This is a genomic window from Corynebacterium sp. HMSC064H12 (genome assembly GCF_001809925.1).
Lineage (GTDB): Bacteria > Actinomycetota > Actinomycetes > Mycobacteriales > Mycobacteriaceae > Corynebacterium > Corynebacterium jeikeium_D.
Window position 1 is genome coordinate 1 of record NZ_KV799345.1, and the last position, 23,800, is coordinate 23,800.

Below are 23,800 nucleotides of genomic sequence, written 5' to 3' on the forward strand. Positions count from 1 at the left end.
TTGTGTGGGGTTGGGTGCTGCGGCCCACTTTTGTGCCCACGAGTAAACAACATTAACTAGCGTTTTAATGCGACATTTTTTGTTCGTTTGCTCATTCCTATGTGGCACGCTTCGTCGTCGCCGTTTTAATTGCTCGACTCAGTCGGCTGTATCTTGGAATTCATGCGAGTGGGAATCGTGACTGGAGCATCTCGGGGCATAGGCGCCGTCTTTGCCGATAAACTTGGGCAGCTACGTCCAGACCTAGATGAAATTTGGTGTGTTTCTCGTAGCTACAACGATGATTCTTCCGGTGAGGACGCTGAGTTCTCGCAGAGGCAAGGTCCTCGTCTTCGATATCTTTGTCTAGATCAGTCCGATGATGATTTTGGCGATAAACTCCGGAATCATGTTGACCGCCATCACGCGACGATAGTTTATTTAATCCTCAATGCCGCGTATGCGAATTATGGCGATGTTAAAACCCAGGATTTTTCGCAGGCTGATCAAATGATACAGACGAATATTCGCGGTACGGTCGCAGCGGTTTACTCGCTAAACGATTTATTCGAAAAGAACGGCCACATCATTTTCGTTTCATCGATCTCAGCTGTAGCACCAACTCCAGGGCTGGCGGTGTACACAGCATCGAAAGCGTTTATTCGGCACTGGGGTATCTGCCTTAGAGAGGAATTGAAACCTAATGGTGTAACTGTAACTATTTGCTACCCGGGAAAGGTTAAGACCAAGGCGCTACGGGACGTCGTGAAGCAGGCGAAGTCGGTGAAGTTGCGTCTCATGCCGGAGCAGAATCTCAATTATCTAGTGGAGCGCACGTTACGTGGAGCGGAGAGGGGTCGGGCGGAGGTAGCGCCCGGCCTATATGGCCTAGTGATGGCCCTATCCAAAACTGTGCCGAAACGTGTGGTGGCTCGATTCGCGCGGTTAGTTTGAGGCCGTCTAGATTCGCGGAATCAAACTTTCGTTTAACCCCCTGGGTTTAGTCTGTTTAGAAGCCAGTGTTATCTGAGTAGGCTACGAAGTATGCGTAAGTTATTCACAGCTGCTTCGGTGTATCTCGGTCTTGGTCTGTTTTCTGGCGTTTTCTATCGTGAATTTACCCGTGCGATGGATTTTGGGGATAAAACGCAGCTCAATACGCTGCACACGCATTTCCTTGTTCTTGGCATGATTTTCTTCTTGGTTGCGCTGGCATTGGATGGGCAATTCAATATTTCAGCTGTCAAGGGCTTTGATCGCTGGTTCATCGTTCAGAATGTCGGCATTGTTTGGACGATTGGCATGATGGTGGCTAACGGTATCGTGCACGTTGTTTCAGGCCCGGAGGCCTGGGGTGCGATGTACTCGGGAATTGCAGGACTCGGCCACATTATCCTGACGGTTGGCTTTGTGTGGTTCTTTATGCTTCTCAATAAGGCGCTGAAGAATCGAGAACGCGAGGTTCGCAAGGCCAACGCAGCCGTATAAATTTCCAGCGGAAATGCGTGAGTCGGATAGCTGATTCGGCCTAGGTAATAAGGCGAAATAAAACCCCGTGCAGAAACTATATCTGCACGGGGCGCTTTCATATAGCGGCGGCTATTCGTCTGCGATAGCGGCCAGAGGTGGTGTCTTCGCGGCCTTCTGACCAGGTCCGAGAGCAGCAATAACGCCTACAAGCGCAGACCCAAGCAGCATGAGAACAACCTGCAGCCACGGTACCGCAATAGTATTCAGGCCCTCATCCTTCAGCACGGTCAGCAGTGACCAGCCAAGGAACAAGCCGAGGACAATACCCACAACCGCGCCGAAAATGGAGATTTCCACAGATTCCAGGCGAATCATCCGGCGAATCCCCGAGCGCTGCAGGCCGACGGCTCGAAGCATGCCAATCTCCTGGCGGCGCTCGACAACTGAGAGCGCGACAGTATTGATAATTCCCAGAATCGAAATGATGACCGCCAGTGCCAGCAGTGCGTACACGATTCCCAGCATGACATCGATAGAGGCATTAGCCAGGCCCGCAAACTCCTTAGCAGTCATCACTTGTACTACGAGGTAGTCCGCAACGGCGTCGCTAAGCTTTTGCTTCATTTCATCCATGGAGCCGCTGTCTGCCGCGATGGAATCAGAAATATCGACGTAGGTCTGGAAAGGCAACAGGTGGCTGCTTTTGACATATTTATGGGCGGCTTCGTCGGAGACCATAATCGACTGGCCGGGATCACTTGTGTCAGCAAAAATGCCGGTGACGGGGAGCCGTGTTATGCCGCCTTTGGAAACAACTGCGAGTTCAGTGCCAACGTTCCAACTATTCTTTTTCGCTGTTGATTCGCTGATGACAATTCCCGCATCCGGCTTGGCCAGATCCAGGGAGCCCTGGATGGCGCGAGTGCCGTACCATTTGCCGACGTTGGAGTTGAAAACCGACGCATTACTAGATTCCGGTCCGACTTCAGTTTGTTCGCCGTCGGAAGCTATCATCGTGGCGGCTTCCTCAGGTGGGATTACCAGTAGCGCGCCAATCGACAAGGTTGCGGTGTCGTCGACACCATCGATATCCTTCACCGCATCCTCGACCCCAAGTGGCAGGGCCGAATGCGCGGTCAGAGGTGGCGAGAGCACGAAGTCAGCCGTCAGATTGGTCTCTGACCACTCATTGACCGCCTCCTTCATGGACACACCGAACATGCCAATCACAGTCACCAGCGCAAGCCCGAGCGTCAGTGCAAACGATGTGGTTCCCGTTCTGCGCGGATTGCGGTGAGAGTTCGTTGCCGCAAGCTTGCCGACGGTTCCAAAAGGCGCACCTACGACGCGCCCCAGTCCTCCGATCAGAGGCATGGACAGCGCGGGGCCGACAAGCCAGACGGAGGCTACGGCCATCACTGCACCGACACCAACGAAGATGGCACGAATCTTGGTTTCTGCGTCGTTCCACTGCAATGCCCAGGCAATGATGGCGATAGCGGCGGACGCCAGCACAGTACCGGTCCACGTCCTAGCACTGAGGCTATTGCTGGTTGTTTGATCCCCAGAGCGCATGGCTTCTACAGGAGGGACCGCGCCAGCGCGGGCGGCCGGCGTCCAGGCGGCGATCATGGTGATGGCCACGCCGACAAGGAGAGGAACGATGACTGCCACCGGTTCGAATGTCAGGCCATCGCCGGGCATGGAGATACTCATGGCATCGAGAAGCATGAATAGCCCCTGGCTCAGCCCAAATCCCGTGATGACACCTAGTGCGGAACCGATGAGGCCAACAATGAATGCCTCCAAGAGGACGGACGCAGTGAGCTGTCGTCGTGAAGCACCGAGGGCGCGGAGGAGAGCGAACTCCTTCATGCGCTGAGTGACCAGCATGGTGAAAGTATTGGAAATGATGAAGATCCCGACCAGCAGCCCGATGAGCCCGAAAGCGATGAGGAAGTAGTTGACAAAGCTTAAGGCAGAGGAGACACGTTCGGAGGCCTCCTCGGCGAGCTTAGAGCCTGCCTCTACCTTGAGCTCGGGGAATGCTTCTGCGACATCACGGGTAAGCGTGGCAGCGTCAGTGGTGGAATCGGCGGCGAGGGTGAACATGTCCATATGGCTGTCCGCGCCGTAGAGCTTGCGCCACTGATTCTGGGTGAAAAAGACCGCGAGGTAGCCGGTTTCGTCGATGGAGGTATCAGCGATGCCGACAACCTTCACCGTCGCCCGATCGAGGCGGGTGGCTACTTTGATTTCAGTGCCGACGTGGAGGTTGCCGAGTTCGGCGGTGGTGGAGTTGACGACCACCTCACCTGGTGTTTCCGGCGCGTGCCCCTCGGTAACCGTGACCTTGTTGCCCACCGCTTCGGCCGCTGGATAGTAGGGAAGACCCATCGATGGCGAACCATTGGTTTGAATCGGCTTGCCGTCGGCTCCCGTGGCCGTAATGCTGTTGTTGGGATCGCCAATGTTGAGGGCTCGGACCCCGGGGAAGCTTTCGATTTTCTGCGCGGTTTCTTCGGTGAGAGCACCGGGATTGTCAGCTGGGGCCGTCACCACCACGTCGACACCGTCATAAGCGGTACTCATTGCGCCCTTAAAGGCCTTGTCCAGCGATGATGTGAACACAAATGCGCCGGTGATGAAGGCTGTGCCCAGCACGACCGAAATAATTGTGAGCACGAGGCGCAACTTGTGCGAGGTGATATTACGCCAGGCGACGCGGCTTAGCGTGGAAGACGATGATGCCATGGGGAGAGATGACCTGCCTTCCTAAAGATTCTCAATATCTGCCATGCGCGCCAAAATATCGGCGGGCGTGGGGTTGCGAAGCTCGTCAACCACACGGCCATCCGCGAGGAACACAACACGGTCTGCGTAGGATGCGGCGGTGGCATCATGCGTCACAATGACAACGGTCTGGCCGATGTCATCAACCGCATCGCGGAGAATCGTCAACACCTCACGGGATGAGTTCGAGTCCAAGTTGCCCGTCGGCTCATCTCCAAAGATGATCTCCGGCCGGCTGACAATGGCACGCGCACAGGCGACACGCTGCTGCTGGCCACCGGACAGTTCCGAGGGGCGGTGCGTAAGCCGTTCTTTAAGCCCGAGGCGCGTGGTGATTTCCTCGAACCACTGCTTATCCACCTTACGACCAGCGATATTGATAGGCAGGGTGATGTTCTCCGCCGCTGTCAACGTCGGCACCAAGTTGAAGGACTGGAACACAAAGCCCAGGCGGTCACGCCGCAGCGCCGTAATCTCCTTGTCCGACAGCTTCGACAGTTCCGTCGTGCCGATGTACGCGCTTCCCGACGTCGCGGAGTCCAAGCCGGCCATGCAGTGCATCAATGTCGACTTACCCGACCCGGACGGCCCCATGATCGCGGTGAACTCACCAGCGGCAAAAGAGATATCGACATGGTCCAGTGCAGTAACAGCGGCATTGCCGACACCGTACTTCTTGGTGAGCCCCTCAGCGTAGGCCGCCGCTGGTGGGGCGGAATGCTTCAAAGAAGACTCAGCGGATGATTTGGTGGGGCGTTTTGCATGCTTGGCAGACATGGGGGAGGGGCTCTCTTCTAATTAGATTTGATCAACGGCGAATTAATATCCGGCAGCGAAAGCGGATTGAAAACGCTGCGGCGGGAATGGAACGTTCGTTGTTCACCAGTCACGGGGTCAGCGAAACTCATTTCTACACAGACCAGGTGCAGGGGCTCCGAGGCATTCTCGGCCTCCAGCGGCAGAATCTCCGGGTAGTACTGGTCACCCAGGATGGGAAAGCCCAGTTCACTCAAGTGCAGCCGCAGCTGATGAGTGCGTCCGGTGATGGGCTTCAATTGCCACAGCGCAACGCGACCACTGTCGGCAGCGAGGCCGTCGGCGTCCGAAGGCACGTCGACAAGCGAAATGCGCTCGATGATGGTGTGGGCGTTTGGCTCGCCCTCGAGAGTATAAGCCTGCATCTGGCCAGCAATTTTGTGCTGTCGTGTGCGCAATTCCAGTGGGGTCTCGGGCAGGGCTTCGCTGGCCGCGCCAGCGATGGGTGTAGGCGACGTCAGTGCGTGGTAGCGCTTAGTGACTTCCCCCGATGCGAAAAGCCCCTGGTAGGCGCCGCGAACCTCGCGCCGGGCGGTAAAGATGAGCAACCCCGACGTCAGCCTGTCGAGGCGATGCGCGGGAACCAACTCCGGATTACCCAGCTCCCGCCGCAGGCGAACCACAGCAGTTTCCGTAATATGTCGGCCGCGCGGCATCGTTGCCAAAAACGACGGCTTGTCGACGACCACAAGGTTGTCATCTTGAAAGACAATCGGCATCGGCCCCGCGATTGTGCGCTCCGGTGCCGGGGTGCGGTAAAACCACATTTCCGCGCCGGGCTTCACCATGTCATCTGGACTGTAGGGCACTGAGTTGGCGCGAACGACGAGCCCATCTGCAAAACGCTTGGCCACAGCCGTTTCATCATCGTCTGGGTGGCGGTGGGTTTGACCTGCGATAGCGCCTGCGAGCAGATCCCACGCACGGGTGGGGGCATCGCCACGACGCCCGGGAGCGGCGATGCGGGAGGGGTTGAGCCCATCGCGAATGGGCAGTGGCATGCGACGCATACGGCTGACTTTAACAGGTGCCCCGGATTCACCCGGCGGGCAAGCGGAGCTGCTGGCGCAGGGCTGTGTTGGTACCGCCCCTAATGGCGTAGGTGGACAACATTCTGCCCTGTCGGTCGCAACATAATGGGGGTAGGGTGGAGGTGAAAGTAATAAAAGGGTTGGCTCGGAAGAGTTGACTAAATAGCAAAGCTTGTCCATTAAAATGGCGTCCAAGCAGGTGCGATAGGTGTAGCTGCGTTGCGGTCGGGCCGCGGAGAGCCAATTTTTATGGATCGCATAATAAGGAGGCAATCAATGCCAAGGCAGAACATCATTGTGTGCGCGGTCGATGGCTCGGAGGCATCCAAGACCGCCGTCAAGTGGGCCGCTAACACCGCAGTGAAGCGCGGTGAGCCGCTCCGTCTGGTCAGCAGCTACTCCATGCCGCAGTTCCTCTACGCAGAGGGCATGGTTCCGCCGCAGGAGCTTTACGACGATCTTGAGGCCGAGACCCTGGAGAAGATTAACGAGGCCAAGAAGATTGCCCTCGACTTCGCACCGTCGGTAGATGTCAGCCACCAGATTGAAGAGGGCAGTCCGATTGACATGCTGCTCGACCTGTCTGAGCAGGCAACCATGGTGGTTATGGGCTCTCGCGGTCTGGGTGGGCTCTCTGGCATGGTCATGGGTTCGGTTTCCGCCGCTGTTGTTTCCCACGCATCGTGCCCGGTTGTTGTTGTCCGCGAGGACAACCTGGTAACCGATGAGACCAAGTACGGTCCTGTCGTTGTCGGTGTCGATGGCTCCGATATTTCCGAAAAGGCAACGGAGTACGCATTCCGTGAGGCCGATGCTCGTGGTGCCGAACTGATTGCGGTTCACACCTGGATGGACATGCAGGTACAGGCTTCCCTGGCTGGCCTTTCTGCAGCTCAGAGCCAGTGGCAGGTTGTGGAAGAGGAGCAGAAGGCTCTGCTCGGCCACCGTCTGGAGAAGTACGCTAAGAAGTACCCGGAAGTGGCCATCAAGAAGGTTGTTACCCGCGACCGCCCGGTTCGTGCTCTGGCTGATGCCTCGGAAGGCTCGCAGCTGCTGGTCGTCGGCAGCCACGGCCGCGGAGGTTTCAAGGGCATGCTGCTCGGCTCCACTTCGCGTGCACTCCTGCAGGCGGCTGCTTGCCCGATGATGGTCGTCCGCCCGGAGACTGACGCCTAAAGCGCCCTTCGAGGGGGCTGAGAAAAGACGCCGGCGGCGGTCGTCGAGGCGCTTTTAGCGCCGAGTGCAGAAACCGTTACCGAATATTTATAAGTAGAACCTAGCCGGTTTCCGACAGGCGTCGGGGCCGGCTTCGGTTTATCCAAATGAGGCCTCTCGTCTGCATAAACCCTGTTTTCATGCAGAAAGTGCAGATTTTATAAGAGTTTTCCTGTGGCTATCCGACTGTTATCTCGCTAGTTTCTCAGTGGCCGAAATGGCCTGATAGTGCTTGCAGTGTATGCAAGAGTTTTCGGAAAGACTTATAGTTGAGTCAGAACGATTTCGGGAAAGGAATATCTATCATGAACGAGATTCTTCTTGCTGCCTCCTTTAGTCCCACGATGGGCTTCATCAGCTGGATTATCATCGGTGGTCTTGCCGGCTGGATCGGCTCTAAGATCATGAACACCGATGAACAGATGGGCGTCGTCCTGAATATCGTCGTTGGTATCGTCGGTGGTTTCTTGGGCGGTTGGCTGCTCACCCTGTTCGGCGTTGATGTCGCCGGTGGCGGAAAGTTCTTCAGCTTCCTCACCTGTCTGCTCGGCGCCGTGATCCTGTTGTGGATTGTCGGCCTGGTTCAAAAGCGCAAGTAAGCCAAGCAAAACAGCGCGACTATGCACGAAGCGTCGTAACGCTGCTATCTACTGGATAGTGAGCTAGAGCGCGGGGCATCTCATCAACATTGAGATGCCCTTTTTTTGTTGTGCGGTTGTCGTGACGTTGGCGTTCTGCGATTGTCGCGACATCTGTTGGGGGCGGCAATCATCGCACGCTAAAGTAGGACTAGAGGCTGAAAGACTGACTAGTTTGTTCTTTTACAAAATCACAGTCGCAGATACGCCTACAATGGAATATCACAGACTATGAACGCCCTGTTCAGTGCTCTGAAAGCAATGGCGCTAATGCCGGTGTTTGCGAGTAAGCAGCTGTTAGAACGGGGTGTGACTTTGGAAGGACGAGAGGTACTGCCGTGGCAGAAGCGACAACGGGCAAGGGCGCAAAAGGCGGCCGCGCTTCCTCTCGCCGTCGTAACCGCCCCAGTCCGCGGGAGCGCCTCCTGGCATCAGCGACAACTCTGTTTACAACAGAGGGTATCCGCGTTGTCGGCATTGACCGCATCCTGCGGGAAGCTGATGTGGCCAAAGCCAGCCTGTATTCGTTGTTTGGATCCAAGGACAAGCTAGTCATTGCATATCTGCAAGACCTCGACGCCAAATGGCGGGAGGCTTGGGAGCAGCGAGTGGCCTCTTTGGATACCCCGGCGGAGAAGATTCTCGCGTTCTTTGATCAGTGTATTGCGGAGCAGCCGGCAATCGACTTCCGTGGTTCACACTTCCAGAATGCGGCTAGTGAATATCCGCGGCCGGAAACGGAGTCGGAGCAGGACATCCGTCAGGCCGCAGCCGATCACCGTTCCTGGGTTTGGCAACAGCTACACACGCTGCTGACTGAAAATGAATCTAGTATGCCGTCTGCTCACGCAAATATGCTGTTGCTCTACCTCGACGGCGGCCTCGCGGGTGCCAAGATGTCCAAGGATCTGAACCCGCTGCAGATGGCGCGCGACCTGGCCCGTGACTTGGTCACGTAAATACCTAATTCCCTTTTTTAACGCGCCCTAGTTCTCGCCTTTTGCTCACGGGCTAATCCCGGAAGCGTTTCCAGTCCGACTCCTTTGAGCCGGTGGCTTTCTTAACCATATTCTTCGTATTCTGGCCGAGCAGCATTCCCAGGTTCTTTGCAATCAGAATTGGTTTCGGCCGCTTCTGCGCCTTTTGTGCTTTCTCGGCTTGTCGTTTCATGTCTGCCCGCACTTTAGCCAGGCCGGGAAGCGGCGGAACTATACCCGAGGAAATCTTCATATCCTGCGTCAGGGACGGCAAATTGTCCTGAGCGCCAGGCCTCATCTGGGTCACCATGTAGCGAACCTTCGCAATTTTCAAAGCCTGGGCATATTCTTCGTCCTGCTTTGCTTTACGACGGTCCCGCGATTCCTTCTCAATAGCGGCATATTCGCTCTTAAACTGCTTTATCTTCCACGGAGCGAATGCGGATTTGATATAAAAGTGACGCTTGGCCTGCTTTAACTTCTTCTTTTCCTCCCGCTCCGATTCGTATTCACCCTTTTGGTGGTTTTGAAGAGTTCGGAAATCGTCTGTGAGCGGGTAGGTCTTTTCCACATAGCGGGTGAGAATGATATTTTGGGTCAGTGTCCAGAAGTTATTGGTGACCCAGTAGACAATTAGAGCCACAGGTGTTGGGCCAAAGAACCCCGCGAAGAGGATCATCAGCGGTGCGTAGATAAGCATTACGCGCATGAACTTGCTGAGGAATACACTGACGCTATTGGAATAGTCGAGAGTGCGCTGCAACCGGCGGTAGGAAATGACCAAGTTAAAACCGGTGAAAAAGGCCGCTGCCACGATGCCGATAATGCAGAAAGTTAACAGCGAATCATGATTGCCCCCGAGGATTTGCAGTTGCGCCGGGTCCATGCGCAGATATGCGGGTAGAGGCTGTCCCAAGAATGTCGCGCTCAGAAAGTCGGAGATCTCATCCTTAGAGATGAATCCGACATTATGAGACGCAGGCAGCCCAGGCCCCTCAGACGCCCGCAGCATGTGCCTCAGCATGCGAACAAGGCCCATAATCACGGGAATCTGGACGAAGAGGGGCGCCAGCATTACGGAGGTCTTAATTCCCTCTGCTTTGCGCATTTCCTTGCTGGCAAAGTTTACGTATTGTGGCGAGTTCGGCTCGATGCTCCTGCGGTAGCGCTCCTTGAGCATAAAAAGCTGCGGCCGTAGGTTGGCTGTCTTGCGCGCCGAGATAAATTGCTGGAACGCGAGAAACGCTAAAGCGCCACGCACCGTAAACACCAGCAGGAAGAGAGAAAGCGTCCAGGACAGAGAAGACGGCAGGTGAAATACTGAGGCCAGTAAAAGGTGCCACGCCTTAAGGACAAACGAGACCAGCCAAACAAATGGTTCCAAAATGACCACGGGCCGACTCCTCCATGTCAAGGATAAGAAAAGTAAGACAACCGGATGAGGCCGGTGTGCCAATTCCAGCCGCTATCCTAGCGACTCGAATTACCTGCCCCAACTTTAAAACAGGGCCCCGCTGTGGCGGGACCCTGTTTTAAAGATAGTAAACCTGGGTGAAACCCAGTGGAAGGCAAATGGACCTGGGTGAGAACTAGTTAGCGCTCTCGTACTTTTCAATAATGTGCTTTGGCAGCGCACCACGGTCTGCAACATCCATGCCATTCTCTCGTGCCCACTGGCGAATCTTGCGATTGCGATCACGGGCCTCAGCGGCATTGGGATTAGCGGAAGAGCGCTTACGCGGAGCTACAACCGTGCTGTGATCAATGGAAGCTTTCGCAATATACGGTTCTAATACCTGCTCGAACTTCTCTGCATTTTCCTGAGAGAGGTCGAGAATGTAGTTCTTACCGCGGAAAGAGAAACGAACGACTTGGTGGTCTGCGGAATCAAGTGGAGTCCCATCGAGGTCGTCGATGTACTGAATTAGTTCGCGGCGTGCCATAGAATCCCTGCCTAATCTTGGTGCTGAACTTGTAATAATGAAGAAGGCTTACGGTGAAACTCCAATACGGTGAAATTTCAAATTAATATCAAGCCCTGTTTTCTTTCCCCCACAGTATAAGTGCAAAGAAATTTAATGTCTATTGACGATAATTGAGTTAGATTGTGCAACTTATATCGAATACATGGTTTGTTAATAATTCGATTAATTGTGCACAAGAACTTGGGGTAATAAAAAGACGGCCCTGCATGTTGTGCAGGGCCGTCGTGAACAGCAACTACGCTACTGAGAGCGCAATGCGGGGTGCGCTCTCAGTGGTCGTCGGAAAGCGAAAGGATGAGAAGGCGCTTAAGCCTGGGTCATGCCCTCACCAGGCTTGCCTCGGTAGGTAGCGGCGACGAAAAGTGGCTGGTTCGGTTCCTCCTTGACCTCGACGAGGCGGTACTCAGAGGTAACGTCCTCGCGGCCGAAGTAGACAGCGGTGTAGCCGTGGCGGTCGAACTCGAGGTAGTTGACGTACGGGTTCGCAGCCTTGAGTCCAGCGGTAGCAGCCAAGGAAATCGGGTTGTCCTGAGGCAGCTTCACAATGTCATCGATGTTCGGGGCGCTGACGGAAGTACAGACAATCTCAATGGCGGCAATACCGGCACTCGGGTACTGGCCCGGGACCTTCGGTACGTTGCAGTTCCAGGAGGAGTGAATATCGCCGGTGAGGAAGACAACGTTGTCGTAGCCCTCCTTACCCATGATGTCGATCAGCTTACGACGCTCAGCAGCGTAGCCATCCCACTGATCCAAGTTGTACGGCAGGCCGTCCTGAGGCAAGCTCAGCAGCTCAGTGACAGCGCGAGTGGCCTCCGGATCCAGCGGCGGAACCAGCACTGGAGTGAACATGACGGAGTTGCCCACGACACGCCACTTTGCGCTCGAGGAACGCCACTGGCCGAGCAGGTAATTGAACTGCTCAGAGCCGAGCATGGAGCGACTCTCATCATCGGTTTGGCCAGCGCGGATGAACTTCAGCTGCTGGTCACGGTAGGTGCGCAGGTCCAGCATGGTCAGGTCGGCGAGATCGCCGAAACGGAAGCTGCGGTAGAGCTTGCCGCCCTGGGAGAAGGGGACAGCGCGAACCGGCAGCCACTCCAGGTAAGCCTGGATAGCGGCGTCGCGGCGGGCAACGTAGTCGCCTTCGGTCTCCGGGTCGTGGTTCTCAGCGCCACTGTGCCAATCATCGTTGGCGACCTCGTGGTCATCCCAGGTCACAATCCACGGCTTTGCGCGGTGAGCTTCCTGCAGGTCCGCATCGGTGCGGTAGGTGGCGTAGCGCAGGCGGTAGTCAGCGAGAGAAATAATCTCGTGAGCCGGCTTGTGGTCACGAACCGGGCCCTTGCCGGAGTAGCCACCGGCCTCGTACTCGTAGATGTAGTCACCGACACACATAATGATGTCGATGCGGTCATTTTCCGCCATATCGCGGTAAGCGGAGAAGAAGCCACTTTCCCAGTTAGCGCAGGAGGTCAGCGCGATGCCCAGGTGATCTGGCGAGGAGTTCACCGGCGGCGCAGTGCGAGTCTGGCCAATCGGGGAAACCTGGCCCGCGTGATTACCAGCGGTGACGGTAAAGCGGTAGAAGTAGTAGGAATCAGCGGAGAGACCCTTGACATCGATCTTGACGGTGTTGTCAGCATCCGGGTCGGTGTTCAGGGCACCAGAGGCAACGATGTTGCCGAAGCCCTCATCAGAAGCGACTTCCCACTTCAGTGCAACAGGGCGGCCCTGGTTTGCACCTGCGGTGTCGCCTGGGTGCGATGTCACACGAGTCCAGATAAGAACGGAGTCCGGCAGTGGATCGCCAGAGGCCACACCGTGTTGGAAGACCTGAAAACCACCAGAACCGCCAGCATTAGCTGGGGACTGCGACTCAGGATTGGCCCCCGCACTAGTAGCGGTCGCCAGGCCGATGGCGCCAGCAGCAGCACCGGTAGCGCCGGCACGCAGTACGGCACGACGAGTAGGGGTGAATGGCTTTTGGGCTGTTGCGTCGCTGTACGAGACCGCACCGTTCAGATCCGAGGCTGCAGTCTGAGATTTATCTGAAGATGGCATAGCCCTCATTACAGTAGTTCTCAGTCCGTAGCGCCATCGGAGGGAGAAAATAGCCCGATACGGGGGTACTAAGAGCGAAAGCGCGACTATTGCTGCTCAACAACAGTCGCGCTTAGTTCGACGAATCTCGGCGAGTGGCCTTAACCCGAAGCGGCCAGGTTTACGCGCCCAGCTCCGAAATGATCTGGCGATCCAGAGAATCCAGCTCTGCGGTAATGGAGTGGTGTGCGCGACGACGCTGCTCCGGGGTCATCTTCTCGGCAGTGTTAATGGCGTCAGTCATGACATCCAGACGCGAGTTGGCGTCCTTGATAAAACCATCGGTACCCTTGGGGCCCGACTTACGCAGCTCTGTCAGTGAACCACGAGTGGCCTCAATGCGGGCCAGCAGCGGCGCACCGTGCCCCTGGTAACGAGCGGCATCATTAGCGGAAACACCGAACTTCTGCGCGGCCGAAGAGTGTTCACGGCGCTGAATGGCAGTGATGGCGCGGTAGGCCAGCGGAACCAGCACCGGTACCAGCAGGCGTGCGCCACCGATCCACGACTTTGCCTTGTCCTTGTTGAAGCCCTGGCTGCGCTGCTGTTGCAGGATCTTCTCGGCCATCTTGGTCTGGTGGCGCTGCTTGGCGGCCAGCGCCTTCTTCTCGTCCTTGGCACTCGCCTTGCGGATCTTCTCCGCGCGCTTCAGAGCACGGTTTTCCAGCTTGAGTTCCTTCTTACCGAGCTTTTCCTCAGAACGAACGCGGCCAGCGGCCTCCTTCAGCTCCAGCTTGTGCTGGTGCTTCTGGTCGCGCTTAGCGGCCTTGACCTCAGCCTTGTGTGCCTTGCGATTAAGTCGAGCTGCGTGGCGAGCCTCTTCCTTAGCCTTCGCCTTGGCAGCCTTCACCTGCTTGGCGGTTTCGCGCCGACGCTCACGGATGTCACCCAAGAAGCTCATTTTTTCCTTCGCCTAGTTGCTCGCAGATAGTCCCTCCGGAAAAGCGGGGCGGAAAACCCTTAAACCCCACCGCGCCGGAGTGCGCTTGCCAGATGCAGTGGCTGCATCACGATTCTTGCTATCCAAGCTTAACGTGAAACTTCCTACCGAGTGGCGATACGCTAATTCTCATTGTGACTGATTCATCCGTTTCGCGCCCGCTTCTCCACGCGAGCGACCTCATCGGCTGCCGCTACCGGCTGAGCCTCGACCTGCGCGAGGGGCGGCTAGTCGAACCTGCTTCTCACCAAGAGCACCGCTTGCCGACGTCCATCGCGTCCATCCCCGACCTGTACACAGTGGCCTCGGGGCCGGACGCTCACCTGGATACCCTTGAGGCCATCGCCCGTGGAGAAAGCGTCATCGCCGGTGGCGTGCTCATGCATGAGCGCCCGATTCCCGGCGGGGTGTACTCGGGAATCGACGAGATTTGCCACCCCGATCTGTTGGTCAAGGTCGATGATTCACCACAGACGACCTCACCGACGTACATGCCGGTCCTGGTTGTCACACGGCACCTGCTCTCTGCGCGCAAACAGGGCCGGCGGCGTAAGCCGTCGTCAAGCAATGCGGCGCGTGCGGCGGCGATGCAGGTACGACTGCTGGGCGTTGACCGGCTCGGGCGTGCTGGCGTGATGGGGCGGACCCTGCGTCAGGCGATGGTTGTCACGGACGAGTGGAAGCTACGGCATTACGGACCTGATGCTGTGAAGCTGGGGCAGGCGGCGGCGATGCTGCACCGGCTGGGCGTGTCCTGTGGCCTGGTGGGGGCGATTAGTGCCACCGGAATGAATCTGGATACACGGCATATCGTCATTGCTGATGAGGGTTCGCGCGTGGCCTCGTACCGGATGGCGTTGCGCGACGCGCGTGATGCCGTCGCTGCCACTCAGGGGCGACCGTCACGATTTACGCCGGGCACCTGGCCGCTGGCGCCGCGGCGCATCCGGGAGTGCCGAACCTGCCATCACCACGACCGTTGCTTCGATGAGCTGACCGCAAGTGACGACATTTCCCTCCTTCTACCTGGGGATAAGTCCATGCGGTTGCGCAGCGTGGGCATCGACACGGTCACGGCATTGGCGCAGGCGAGTACCAACACTCCGCACGTCAGCAAGGAGCAGGTGTGGATGGCGAGGGCGCGGCTTGCCGACGTCGACGCGCTCCGGGTAGCCGCCAAGACATCGGCCCCGCGTGGCGATGTCGAGATGGACATCGATATGGAGGCGTATCCCAACGATGGCGCCTACCTGTGGGGAACCTGGGTGCCCGGGGAGGACTACCGTGGCTTCATCACCTGGGAGCCACCGGGGCCAGAGGGGCTCGGCGGCACGGCGGAGGCCAGGAATTTTGCGATTTTCTGGGATTACCTGATGCGGCGTCGAAATGCGGCGCATGAACAAGGCAAGACCTTCCGCGCCTATTGCTGGGCGGCAGAGGGCGAGAACTATTGGCTACGTCAGAGCGCTACCCGGTTCGGCGGCCAGGAATATGTGGTGCCCGCAGATTCGGCGGATTTGGCCACAGGTGATGTGGCTGGTTCCGGTTTCGAGGCAGCTGGTCCGACAAAGATTGTGCGGGTGCCGACCCGCGAAGAAGTGGACAAGTTCATTGCCTCGGAGGACTGGGTGGACATGCTGAAGGTTGCCCGTCGCCAGATCCTCTCCACCGTCGGCATGGGGCTGAAAGTCGTGGCCCCGTGGTCGGGCTTCCACTGGCGCGACGCCGATGTTGACGGCGAGGCATCGCTGGATCTGTATCGCATTGCGACGGCCACTGACCTCGACTTTGTCGCGGAACAGTCCTTTGAAAAACTCACGCAAGCCGAGGCTCGCGCCATGCTACTGCGCTACAACGGCGATGACTGCCGATCGGTAGCCCACGTCCGCGACTGGCTGGATTCACAGCGCGCGGCCGCGGACCTGCCGCATGGGGATGACCTGCCGGTTCCTTAGCGCGCTAACCACGCGCCCACGTGCCGCGCCGGGCGAACTTAGGTGAGACCTTCTTCATCGCAGCATTGCGAATAATGGCCGTGTTCTTGCGGGCTAACAGCAGCAGCTGCTGTGTGCGCTCGGCACGGAATGTTGCGCGAGGAGAGCGGTGCACATCGCGGAAAAGCCGCTTCGTCGCCGCCAGCTGATCCGGCGAGCGTGTCGCCAGCTGTGCCAACTTCTCCTTGGACAGCTTGAGTGCAGCGTCCTCCGTGTCCACGGCCCACGTCGCCAGACCGATCTCAGTTGCTTCCTTGCCGTTGAGTTCTTCGCCAGACATGGTCAGCCAACGTGCAGTATCGGCGCTGACCTCATCGAGGATGGTTCGCATACCGGACATATCCGGAATCAGTCCCCACTTCGCTTCGAGGATTGACCACTTGGCATCGCTCGTAGTAATGCGGAAATCAGCACCTAGTGCAATCTGTAGACCACCGCCGTAGCAGTGCCCATGCACCGCCGCAATGACCGGCACCGGCAGGCCTCGCCAGTCCCAGCAGGCGCGCTGGAACAGGTTTGTGCCGTGGATATCGGGGACGAATGAGCGCAGGATGCGTGAGGGCTTCTTAAATGCCGAGGCGAAATCGAGTCCAGCGCAAAACGATTTGCCCTCGCCACGTAGGATTACGCCACGCAGATCACGGTCAGCTGCCAGTTTCCGGGCGACGGCGGACAGCTCGGTCAGCATCTCAAGTGTTAGACCGTTGAGTTTGTCTCCGCGGTCCAAACTGACGACAGCGATTTTCGCCGCCTCTGAATCAGCTACGGCGAGGTGTTCATAGGTGACGTTGACATTGTTGCTGGTGTTCATGGGCACTAACGCTAAACGACGGCTACGTGTGCCGCCCGGGAAATACCAAAAGTGGTCTCAAACAAGACACAAAAAACCGACCCGCTGAGGGTAAGCCCCGTCAGCGAGCCGGTAAGCCATCTTTAGCGCGCGGCAGGGACGCGTAAAAAGCCGCGCGCTGTTAGCTGAAATTACTTGGCAGCTGCGAACAGCTCTGCAGCGTAATCCCAGTTGAAGACGTTCCAGACAGCCTTGACGTAGTCAGCCTTGACGTTCTTGTACTGCAGGTAGAAAGCGTGCTCCCACATATCCAGCAGCAGAACCGGCTTCAGGTTGATGGACAGGTTGCCCTGCTGATCCGTCATCTGCTCAATAACCAGGCGCTCTGCAATGGTGTCGTAACCCAGAACAGCCCAGCCGGAGCCCTGCAGGCCCAGAGCAGCAGCGTTGAAGTGAGCCTGGAACTTCTCGAAAGAGCCGAAGTCGCGCTCGATAGCCTCAGCCAGCTCACCGGTCGGCTGGCCGCCACCGTTCGGGGACAGCAGCTTCCAGAACAGGGAGTGGTTGGTGTGGCCACCCAGGTTAAAGGCCAGGTCCTTGGACAGGCCGGTAACAGCTGCGAAGTCGCCGGACTCGCGAGCAGCAGCGAGCTTCTCCAGAGCAGCGTTGGCGCCGTTGACGTAATTAGCGTGGTGCTTGCTGTGGTGCAGCTCCATAATCTCGCCGGAGATGTGCGGCTCCAGAGCGTCGTAAGCGTAATCCAGCTCAGGAAGTTCGTACTTAGTCATTAGGAAAATTCCTCCTCAACACGTTTTTAGGTTGTGCCGTCGATGGTACTCAAGATGAGTGGATGCGCAACCATTTAAGCAATACAATTAATGCGAAATTCATAAAAAATGCTGTTCAGGGATATCTGTCACAAGTTTATGAACGCGGCGGCTGAGTGCGGCGAATCCACTTACTCACGCGCTTGAAGCGCATTCCGGCTGCGCCACCCAGGTCGTCGTCAAGCGGAATGTCGAGGATGGAAGCCCACGTTGGCAACATTTCTTCCTCGTACCGGTGGCCGTGACCACCGGGGACGGTGACGGAGGCGAGGCCGTCGATAAGCACCTGCCAGAAGGTGACGAACGGATGCCAGCGCATGGAGGGGAGAACATCGCGGCCGACGCGCTCTGCAAGCCAGTCGGGGCGGCGCCAGGCCAGTGGGTAATCCCACCAAACGATGGGGTCAGAGGCATGCTGCAGGAATGCGACGCGCGGGAATTCCCACGGCCCGAACTTGGTGCCATAGAAGGAGTGGTACAGCTCGTCGGGGCGCGTAGCGAAGCGGATGTTTCGCCCCTCGTCGATGACTGGAGCGATTTCCGGAGACCCCTTTGTCCGACGGTGCGTCAGCTCTTTCCACATCGCGGAGAACTGTGGTGCGCCCGTCCAGACAGCACCGTCGACGCGTGCGAGCATGTCAGCGGAATTCTCGAATGCGCCGAGACCGCCAAACCCGCCGAGGGATTCACCGGCGACGTAGACCTTTGGCCGGTCGTTCTCCGGCATCTTGTCGACTTCCTGCAACACCCGATGGATAAGGGTGTGGCCAGCCGCGATTGGGGTTTCGTGGTCCGTTAGCCATGCCACTGGGGAGGGGAGGTCAGAGTACTGCAGAGCGACAGTGGCGCAGTTGCCAAGGGTCAAGAACTCTGCAGCCTGTGCCGACCACGGTGGCACCCAACCTGTGCCGGTGGTGGTGAAGACAACCAGGTGATCGCGCCGGAACGCGCCGGTGCGGTGCATCTCGCGGATGATGAGCTCCGCCTGTTCCCGCAGAGAACGGCCTTGCACCTTGCCCGCATAAATGCGGATGGGTTCCTGCAGTTCGGAGAGCGGCTTGCCAGTAACCACTGCCAAATCTCGGGCACGGGGGCCTTCGGCGACGAAGACGCGCCCCTCGGCACCGAGTGCGTACCACGGCTCCAGAGACCATGGGCTTCCGGAACGTTCCGGCTCCCACGGCTGCATGCGACCTGGAACGACCAGGGTATTCAGGTAGCGGGACTTCTTGGTGATGGACTCCAAAGTCCGACGGATAAGCAGTCGGTCAATGCTGGCGGCCACGGCACCACCGACGATGGCACCACTGAGAACCGGGGCGAGACCGCGGGGAAGCCAGGGGCGGAGGTTGTCCCGCAGCAGGTCATAGCCGCGGTTGGCCAGCGCGGAGAGCCCCCGAGTGGTCAGGTAGAGACCACTGGCAATCATTGTGGAGGCGAACTGGCTGCGTGCGGATTCCTGCTCATCCTTGCCCACCAGGCGACCAATTTCGCGCTGCTGGGAAATGGAGCGCAGCCACAGCGCCGCGGTGGTGGCCGTGGTGGCCACGTGCCAGGTCACGGCCAGTGCGCGTTCGTGACGAGGTGCCAGCGCAAAGCGGCTGAGCGAAGTGCTGGCCAGACGCCGCATCGTCGTGTTGTAGCCATAGCCGATGGCCACCCCGGTGACATGGCCCGCCAGCTGTGCCAGGAAGGTCACAGTAACGGTGGCGGTCCGAGTGCGCGGCATCAGCGAGGGGCTAAAGGCAGCCCATGACGCAATTTCTGCACCAATTAGACCGGGGTTGGAGGGGATGCCGGCCCGCAGTGCGCTGCGGATAGTGCCAGGGCCGGTACCTAGGAGGCGTTCGCGAAAGACTTTCGCGGCCATCAGGCTGCCGGTGCCGACTGCGCCCAGCGCTTTGGCCATGCCAGCTGTGCCAGCGACTCCTGTAATTCCTGTTCGCGCTGCTCGTGCAGCTCGCACTGCCCTGGCGGTTTCGATTGGCTGAGCTACAGGTGTGTCGCCCGTAGACGCAATCGAGGGCGCAATCGAAGTAAATGCGCGACGCAGGAATCCCATGACTCCCATCATGACAAAATTTTTTCCACGGGGGTTATTCATCCCGCGCCAGTTTTCCGCACAAAGCGTAGCCTGTGGGGTGTCGCAACTTTTTCCGAATCGGTTGAGAAGGATCCGAGGGCTATGAAGCTATCCACAGGAAATAAGGTCGTGCTGATCGGCGCTGGCGACGTCGGCGTGGCATACGCGTACTCGCTGGTCAACCAGGGCACTGTCGACCACTTGGCAATCATTGACATCGACGAGAAGAAGACGATGGGCAACGTCATGGACTTAAACCATGGCGTGGTGTGGGCGTCGTCGCGCACCAAAGTCACCCAGGGCACGTACGCCGACTGTGACGATGCCGCGCTGGTGGTTATCTGTGCAGGTGCGGCACAAAAGCCGGGCGAGACTCGCCTGCAGCTGGTGGACAAGAACATGAAAATCATGAAGTCCATCGTCGATTCCGTTATGGACAGCGGTTTTGATGGGCTCCTACTGATTGCTTCCAACCCCGTCGACGTACTCACATACGCTGCGTGGAAGTACTCCGGGCTGCCGCACAACCGTGTCTTCGGCTCCGGCACCATCCTGGACACCGCACGTTTCCGCTACATGCTGGGTGAATACTACGATGTTTCCCCGATGAGCGTGCACGCATACATCATCGGTGAACACGGCGACTCCGAGCTGCCGGTATTGTCCAGCGCCAACGTTGCAGGCGTCGGTCTGTCCAAGCGTCTCGCCGCTGACCCCACGCTTCACGACGAGCTGGAGGACATCTTCATCCGAACCCGTGATGCCGCCTACGAGATTATCGATGCCAAGGGCTCCACTTCCTACGGAATCGGTATGGGTTTGGCCCGCATCACGCGCGCCATTTTCCAAAACCAAGAGGTGGCTCTGCCGGTCTCCGCATACTTGCAAGGTGAATATGGCCATGAGGACGTGTTCATCGGAACACCAGCCATTGTGAACCGCCGAGGAATTCGCCGCGTTATCGAGCTTGAGTTGGACGAATACGAAAAGAAGCAGTTGGACAAGTCCGTTCAGACGCTCCGAGATGTGCAGGATCCATTCTGGAAGTAACTGCTGGTAGCGAAAGCGCATGTCTTCTCGACATGCGCTTTCGGCCGTCTCATTTGAGAATGAGAATGCCCACCTTCTATTGGCCCGCGTGGCCGACTCTGGCCAACGCTTCGTCTTCAACACAGGAGTGCCTTCTCTATGGCAGCGCAGAGCCCTCAAGACACAGCAACTGACAACACTGAAAGCGGCGCGGCCGTACCGCGTCTGGATGACCTCATCAGCAAGGTCACCGATTTGATTACAGAGTTGGACGACGTCTCGGTGGAGGCATCTGCACTGCTCGCAGAGGTGCCGGAAGAGCGCCGTCGGCACGCGGAAAACCTACTGCACTACGCACACCTGCGCACAATTGACATCCGTGAGCTGCAGAACAGCTTGCACGACCTCGGCGTGACCAGTCTGACCACGGTGGAGACTTTCACCCGGGGGCGCCTTGAGTTGGCCCTCAACGCGCTGTTGGCGCTGGCGGGGCGCACCTCAGATGTCGATGTCGCCCGCATTATTGCCGACGATGAGCGCGCGGATATTGCCCTGGATAACAACGCCACCGAGCTGTTCGGTCAGGAGCGCGCGGATGTCACTTCGCACATTATGGTGACCCTGCCCGCCGAGGCCGCCGACGACGCAGAGTTGGTGGAGAGCTTCGCTGCTGCCGGCATGGATCTCGCTCGCATCAACTGCGCCCACGACGGCCCTGAGCAGTGGAGCCGCATGATTGACAACGTCAATGCTGCAGCTGAGAAGGCCGGTCGCCGCATCTTCGTGTCCATGGATCTGGCTGGCCCGAAGCTGCGCACAGGCGATATCGAACCGGGACCGCGCGTGGGTCGCGCCCGCGTTGTGCGTGACGACGCCGGCACAGTCATCTCCAAGTCCAAGATTTGGCTGACTCCACGTCTGGATGGGCACCCCAAGCCAGCTCCGAACGATTTGCCGGGGCGTCCTGCTCTGCCGCTGGAAGCAGATCAGGGATGGTTGGAACAGCTGCAGCTTGACGATGTCATTACGCTGCATGACTCCCGCTCAGCGAAGCGTCACTTCACCGTTGTGCGCATCGACACCGACGTCGAGGGTGAGGTCGAGGCGGTGCTCGCCGAGGGTGAGAAGAACGCCTGGATCGCCGAGGGCACACACCTGCGCAGCAACTACGAGGTCACACGTGCTGGCGGCGTGCCACCGACCGTGCAAAAGCTGCGTTTCCACACTGGGGATGAGTTCATTCTCACCAGCCGCGAGGAAATCACCACCATTCCACGCACCGAGGATGAAATTCCACGAGTCTCCTGCTCGCTGCCGTCTGCCGTGGCGGCTCTGAAGCCGGGCGATCCGGTGCTTTTCGACGACGGTGCACTCGGCGCTGAGGTGGTTGAGGTCTCCGAGACGTCGTCAAGCGAAGATAGCCACGTCGATGCCCGCTTGCGTGTCCAGCGCACCAAGCCGAACGGACAGCCGTTGGCGGCGCATAAAGGCATCAATCTGCCGAACACCGACCTGCCGCTCAATTCGCTTACCGACGAAGACATTGAGCACCTGCGCTTTGTAGTGGAGCACGCGGATATTGCTGCGGTGAGCTTTATTCGCACGCAGGAGGATGCTGAGTACGTCTACAAGGTGCTCGATGAGATTGCGGCAGAACATGAGGCTGCAGGCCGCGAGGATCTGGCATCGCGGGCTCGGGACCTAGGTGTTGTGCTGAAGATTGAGACTATTCCGGCATTCCAGAATCTGCCGGGAATCATCATCGCCAGCATGAAGCGCGCCAAGTCCGGTCTGATGATTGCTCGTGGTGACCTGGCTGTGGAACTGGGCTTCGACCGCATGGGTGAGGTCCCAGGCCAGATTCTGACGCTGGCGCAGGCAGCCGGAGTGCCGACCATTCTGGGTACTCAGGTGCTGGAGAATATGGCCAAGGCCGGCCTGCCTTCCCGCGCGGAGATTACCGATGCGGCTTTCGCCCTGCGTGCCGAGTGCGTGATGCTGAACAAGGGGCCGCACATCACCGAGGCCATCGCGATTTTGAACAACCTGGCTCGGAAGATGGGTCGTTCGCAGCGTAAGAGCCGCATCATGCTGCGGAAGATTCGCAGCTGGTCGGACTAGTGGCTGGGTTAGTGGCCGGGCTAGTTTAGGTAGGTTAGGGGAGCGCACCCAAAAAACGCCGTTGGAGAAAAGACTGCGGAAGAAGCCAGCCGCGCGAGAGAGACGCGAGAGAGGAGCCCTGCGGAAAATGTCTAATGAACAGGCAGAAAACGCGGGGTGGGCTGTGCCGCCGCAGTCTCCAAAGCAGCAGCCGCAGCAGTCCCCACCTCAGGTGGTGCTGCCATCGCAGCAGAACTGGCAGCCGACTGTCTCGGATTCGACTATCACGGGTGCGACGCCGCGCTGGAAGGCCGATGAGATTGTTCGCAAGCGCGCGGACAGCGTCTTTCGATGGGCGATGAGCGGCGCCGGAGTATTCGCCGCATTTACCGTTTTCGTCTGGATGAGCATCCTGAGCCCCGGTCAGGACCTAGTGGTTTCCCTCCTCGGTGAGTTTGGAGCATGGGCTTTCGGTCTTTGTGGAATGGTTTCCCTCATTGGGCTGGGTTTTTCGGTCTACAAGACCCTCCAGGTGCTGCGTGACCGCGCAACGTATGCCCGCCCACTACTGTCGCGCACGGCAACGGATGTGCGCACGATGCACATGTGGCCAGTGCGCAACATCACGGGGCCCGTGGTCGCGTTGGCTGAAACAGGAGTCACTGCCGTAATGGGGCCAGGTCGCTTTATCTGGTATCTGGCCTGCGTTTTGTGGCCACTTGCAGTGGGGTGGTTTATCGCTGCCGACGTATCCCGGACGTACTTCCAGGCCGGAATCATCACCGTTTTAGCTTGTGTGACGACTGCCCTCACAGCGCGGCTACTCGGCTACGTGTTGGCTCCCGAGGAAGTGCATCGCAACATTCCCGTTGGATCCGGTCGCGAACGCACCCAGCCCGGTTTCTGGTCCAAGGGCTTCATCCCCAGCGAAGCTACCGATGAACAAGGGGAGGCGGGCGCAATGGCCGTCGACAAGCAGCTTTTCGAAGGAACGGCGAGCGAATTCGTCGACGATTTTTATAAGTAGCCC

Annotated in this window: 19 protein-coding genes; 9 read left to right on the forward strand and 10 right to left on the reverse strand. The window is 58.1% G+C overall.

Going from position 1 to position 23,800, the window contains the following annotated elements:
* Positions 1 to 177: 177 nt before the first annotated feature.
* Positions 178 to 933 (forward strand): SDR family NAD(P)-dependent oxidoreductase, encoded by a 756-nt coding sequence (locus tag HMPREF2681_RS06465; protein ID WP_168162083.1) that lies wholly within the window; start codon positions 178 to 180, stop codon positions 931 to 933.
* A gap of 90 nt (positions 934 to 1,023) precedes the next feature.
* Entirely contained in the window at positions 1,024 to 1,467 is a 444-nt protein-coding gene (locus HMPREF2681_RS06470) for a DUF2871 domain-containing protein (RefSeq protein WP_069359716.1), read from the forward strand.
* A gap of 111 nt (positions 1,468 to 1,578) precedes the next feature.
* On the opposite strand, the gene HMPREF2681_RS06475 is transcribed toward HMPREF2681_RS06470, so the two are convergent.
* From HMPREF2681_RS06475 to HMPREF2681_RS06485, 3 genes are read right to left on the reverse strand one after another with little or no spacing between them, the layout of a single operon-like run.
* A complete protein-coding gene (locus HMPREF2681_RS06475) occupies positions 1,579 to 4,203 on the reverse strand; it encodes an ABC transporter permease (RefSeq protein WP_070546473.1) in 2,625 nt (874 codons plus the stop codon).
* Between the two features lie 21 nt (positions 4,204 to 4,224).
* Positions 4,225 to 5,019 (reverse strand): ABC transporter ATP-binding protein, encoded by a 795-nt coding sequence (locus HMPREF2681_RS06480; protein WP_172954627.1) that lies wholly within the window; start codon positions 5,017 to 5,019, stop codon positions 4,225 to 4,227.
* 17 nt (positions 5,020 to 5,036) lie between these two features.
* Complete coding sequence (locus HMPREF2681_RS06485; protein ID WP_070546475.1) at positions 5,037 to 6,068, reverse strand: pseudouridine synthase; 1,032 nt, start codon at positions 6,066 to 6,068, stop codon at positions 5,037 to 5,039.
* A 297-nt stretch (positions 6,069 to 6,365) separates the two neighbouring features.
* Here HMPREF2681_RS06485 and HMPREF2681_RS06490 point away from each other — a divergent pair, with 297 nt between their 5' ends.
* The 3 genes from HMPREF2681_RS06490 to HMPREF2681_RS06500 all read left to right on the forward strand — a co-directional run bounded on the left by HMPREF2681_RS06490 (position 6,366) and on the right by HMPREF2681_RS06500 (position 8,901).
* Positions 6,366 to 7,265 (forward strand): universal stress protein, encoded by a 900-nt coding sequence (locus HMPREF2681_RS06490; RefSeq protein WP_005510554.1) that lies wholly within the window; start codon positions 6,366 to 6,368, stop codon positions 7,263 to 7,265.
* A gap of 344 nt (positions 7,266 to 7,609) precedes the next feature.
* A complete protein-coding gene (locus HMPREF2681_RS06495; RefSeq protein ID WP_049171710.1) occupies positions 7,610 to 7,903 on the forward strand; it encodes a GlsB/YeaQ/YmgE family stress response membrane protein in 294 nt (97 codons plus the stop codon).
* A gap of 377 nt (positions 7,904 to 8,280) precedes the next feature.
* Positions 8,281 to 8,901 carry a TetR/AcrR family transcriptional regulator gene (locus HMPREF2681_RS06500; protein ID WP_048731284.1) on the forward strand — a complete coding sequence of 207 codons (621 nt, stop codon included), beginning with the start codon at positions 8,281 to 8,283 and terminating at the stop codon, positions 8,899 to 8,901.
* 52 nt (positions 8,902 to 8,953) lie between these two features.
* Here the strand turns inward: HMPREF2681_RS06500 and yidC are convergent, their stop codons facing one another.
* The 4 genes from yidC to HMPREF2681_RS06520 all read right to left on the reverse strand — a co-directional run bounded on the left by yidC (position 8,954) and on the right by HMPREF2681_RS06520 (position 13,908).
* On the reverse strand, positions 8,954 to 10,312 hold the full coding sequence (gene yidC, locus HMPREF2681_RS06505; RefSeq protein WP_070546477.1) for a membrane protein insertase YidC: 1,359 nt from the start codon (positions 10,310 to 10,312) through the stop codon (positions 8,954 to 8,956).
* A 196-nt stretch (positions 10,313 to 10,508) separates the two neighbouring features.
* On the reverse strand, positions 10,509 to 10,862 hold the full coding sequence (locus HMPREF2681_RS06510) for a histone-like nucleoid-structuring protein Lsr2 (RefSeq protein ID WP_069359719.1): 354 nt from the start codon (positions 10,860 to 10,862) through the stop codon (positions 10,509 to 10,511).
* Positions 10,863 to 11,210: 348 nt separating this feature from the next.
* A complete protein-coding gene (locus HMPREF2681_RS06515; protein ID WP_246815970.1) occupies positions 11,211 to 12,968 on the reverse strand; it encodes an alkaline phosphatase D family protein in 1,758 nt (585 codons plus the stop codon).
* Between the two features lie 160 nt (positions 12,969 to 13,128).
* Entirely contained in the window at positions 13,129 to 13,908 is a 780-nt protein-coding gene (locus tag HMPREF2681_RS06520; RefSeq protein WP_070546480.1) for a DUF6474 family protein, read from the reverse strand.
* Positions 13,909 to 14,081: 173 nt separating this feature from the next.
* On the opposite strand from HMPREF2681_RS06520, the gene HMPREF2681_RS06525 reads away from it, so the two are divergent.
* Positions 14,082 to 15,902 (forward strand): ribonuclease H-like domain-containing protein, encoded by a 1,821-nt coding sequence (locus tag HMPREF2681_RS06525; protein WP_070546482.1) that lies wholly within the window; start codon positions 14,082 to 14,084, stop codon positions 15,900 to 15,902.
* 4 nt (positions 15,903 to 15,906) lie between these two features.
* Here HMPREF2681_RS06525 and HMPREF2681_RS06530 read toward each other — a convergent pair whose 3' ends face one another.
* The 3 genes from HMPREF2681_RS06530 to HMPREF2681_RS06540 form a co-directional block, all read right to left on the reverse strand.
* Positions 15,907 to 16,752: a crotonase/enoyl-CoA hydratase family protein gene (locus HMPREF2681_RS06530; protein ID WP_070546484.1), complete on the reverse strand. Its 846-nt coding sequence runs from the start codon at positions 16,750 to 16,752 to the stop codon at positions 15,907 to 15,909.
* Positions 16,753 to 16,922: 170 nt separating this feature from the next.
* Complete coding sequence (locus HMPREF2681_RS06535) at positions 16,923 to 17,519, reverse strand: superoxide dismutase (RefSeq protein ID WP_005510435.1); 597 nt, start codon at positions 17,517 to 17,519, stop codon at positions 16,923 to 16,925.
* 136 nt (positions 17,520 to 17,655) lie between these two features.
* Complete coding sequence (locus tag HMPREF2681_RS06540) at positions 17,656 to 19,632, reverse strand: alpha/beta-hydrolase family protein (RefSeq protein WP_070546486.1); 1,977 nt, start codon at positions 19,630 to 19,632, stop codon at positions 17,656 to 17,658.
* A 111-nt stretch (positions 19,633 to 19,743) separates the two neighbouring features.
* Here HMPREF2681_RS06540 and HMPREF2681_RS06545 point away from each other — a divergent pair, with 111 nt between their 5' ends.
* The 3 genes from HMPREF2681_RS06545 (at position 19,744) to HMPREF2681_RS06555 (ending at position 23,797) form a co-directional block, all read left to right on the forward strand.
* Positions 19,744 to 20,691: an L-lactate dehydrogenase gene (locus HMPREF2681_RS06545; protein ID WP_048731269.1), complete on the forward strand. Its 948-nt coding sequence runs from the start codon at positions 19,744 to 19,746 to the stop codon at positions 20,689 to 20,691.
* A gap of 138 nt (positions 20,692 to 20,829) precedes the next feature.
* Entirely contained in the window at positions 20,830 to 22,791 is a 1,962-nt protein-coding gene (locus HMPREF2681_RS06550; protein ID WP_083301600.1) for a pyruvate kinase, read from the forward strand.
* A gap of 127 nt (positions 22,792 to 22,918) precedes the next feature.
* Positions 22,919 to 23,797 carry a hypothetical protein gene (locus HMPREF2681_RS06555; RefSeq protein ID WP_070546488.1) on the forward strand — a complete coding sequence of 293 codons (879 nt, stop codon included), beginning with the start codon at positions 22,919 to 22,921 and terminating at the stop codon, positions 23,795 to 23,797.
* Positions 23,798 to 23,800 lie beyond the last annotated feature (3 nt).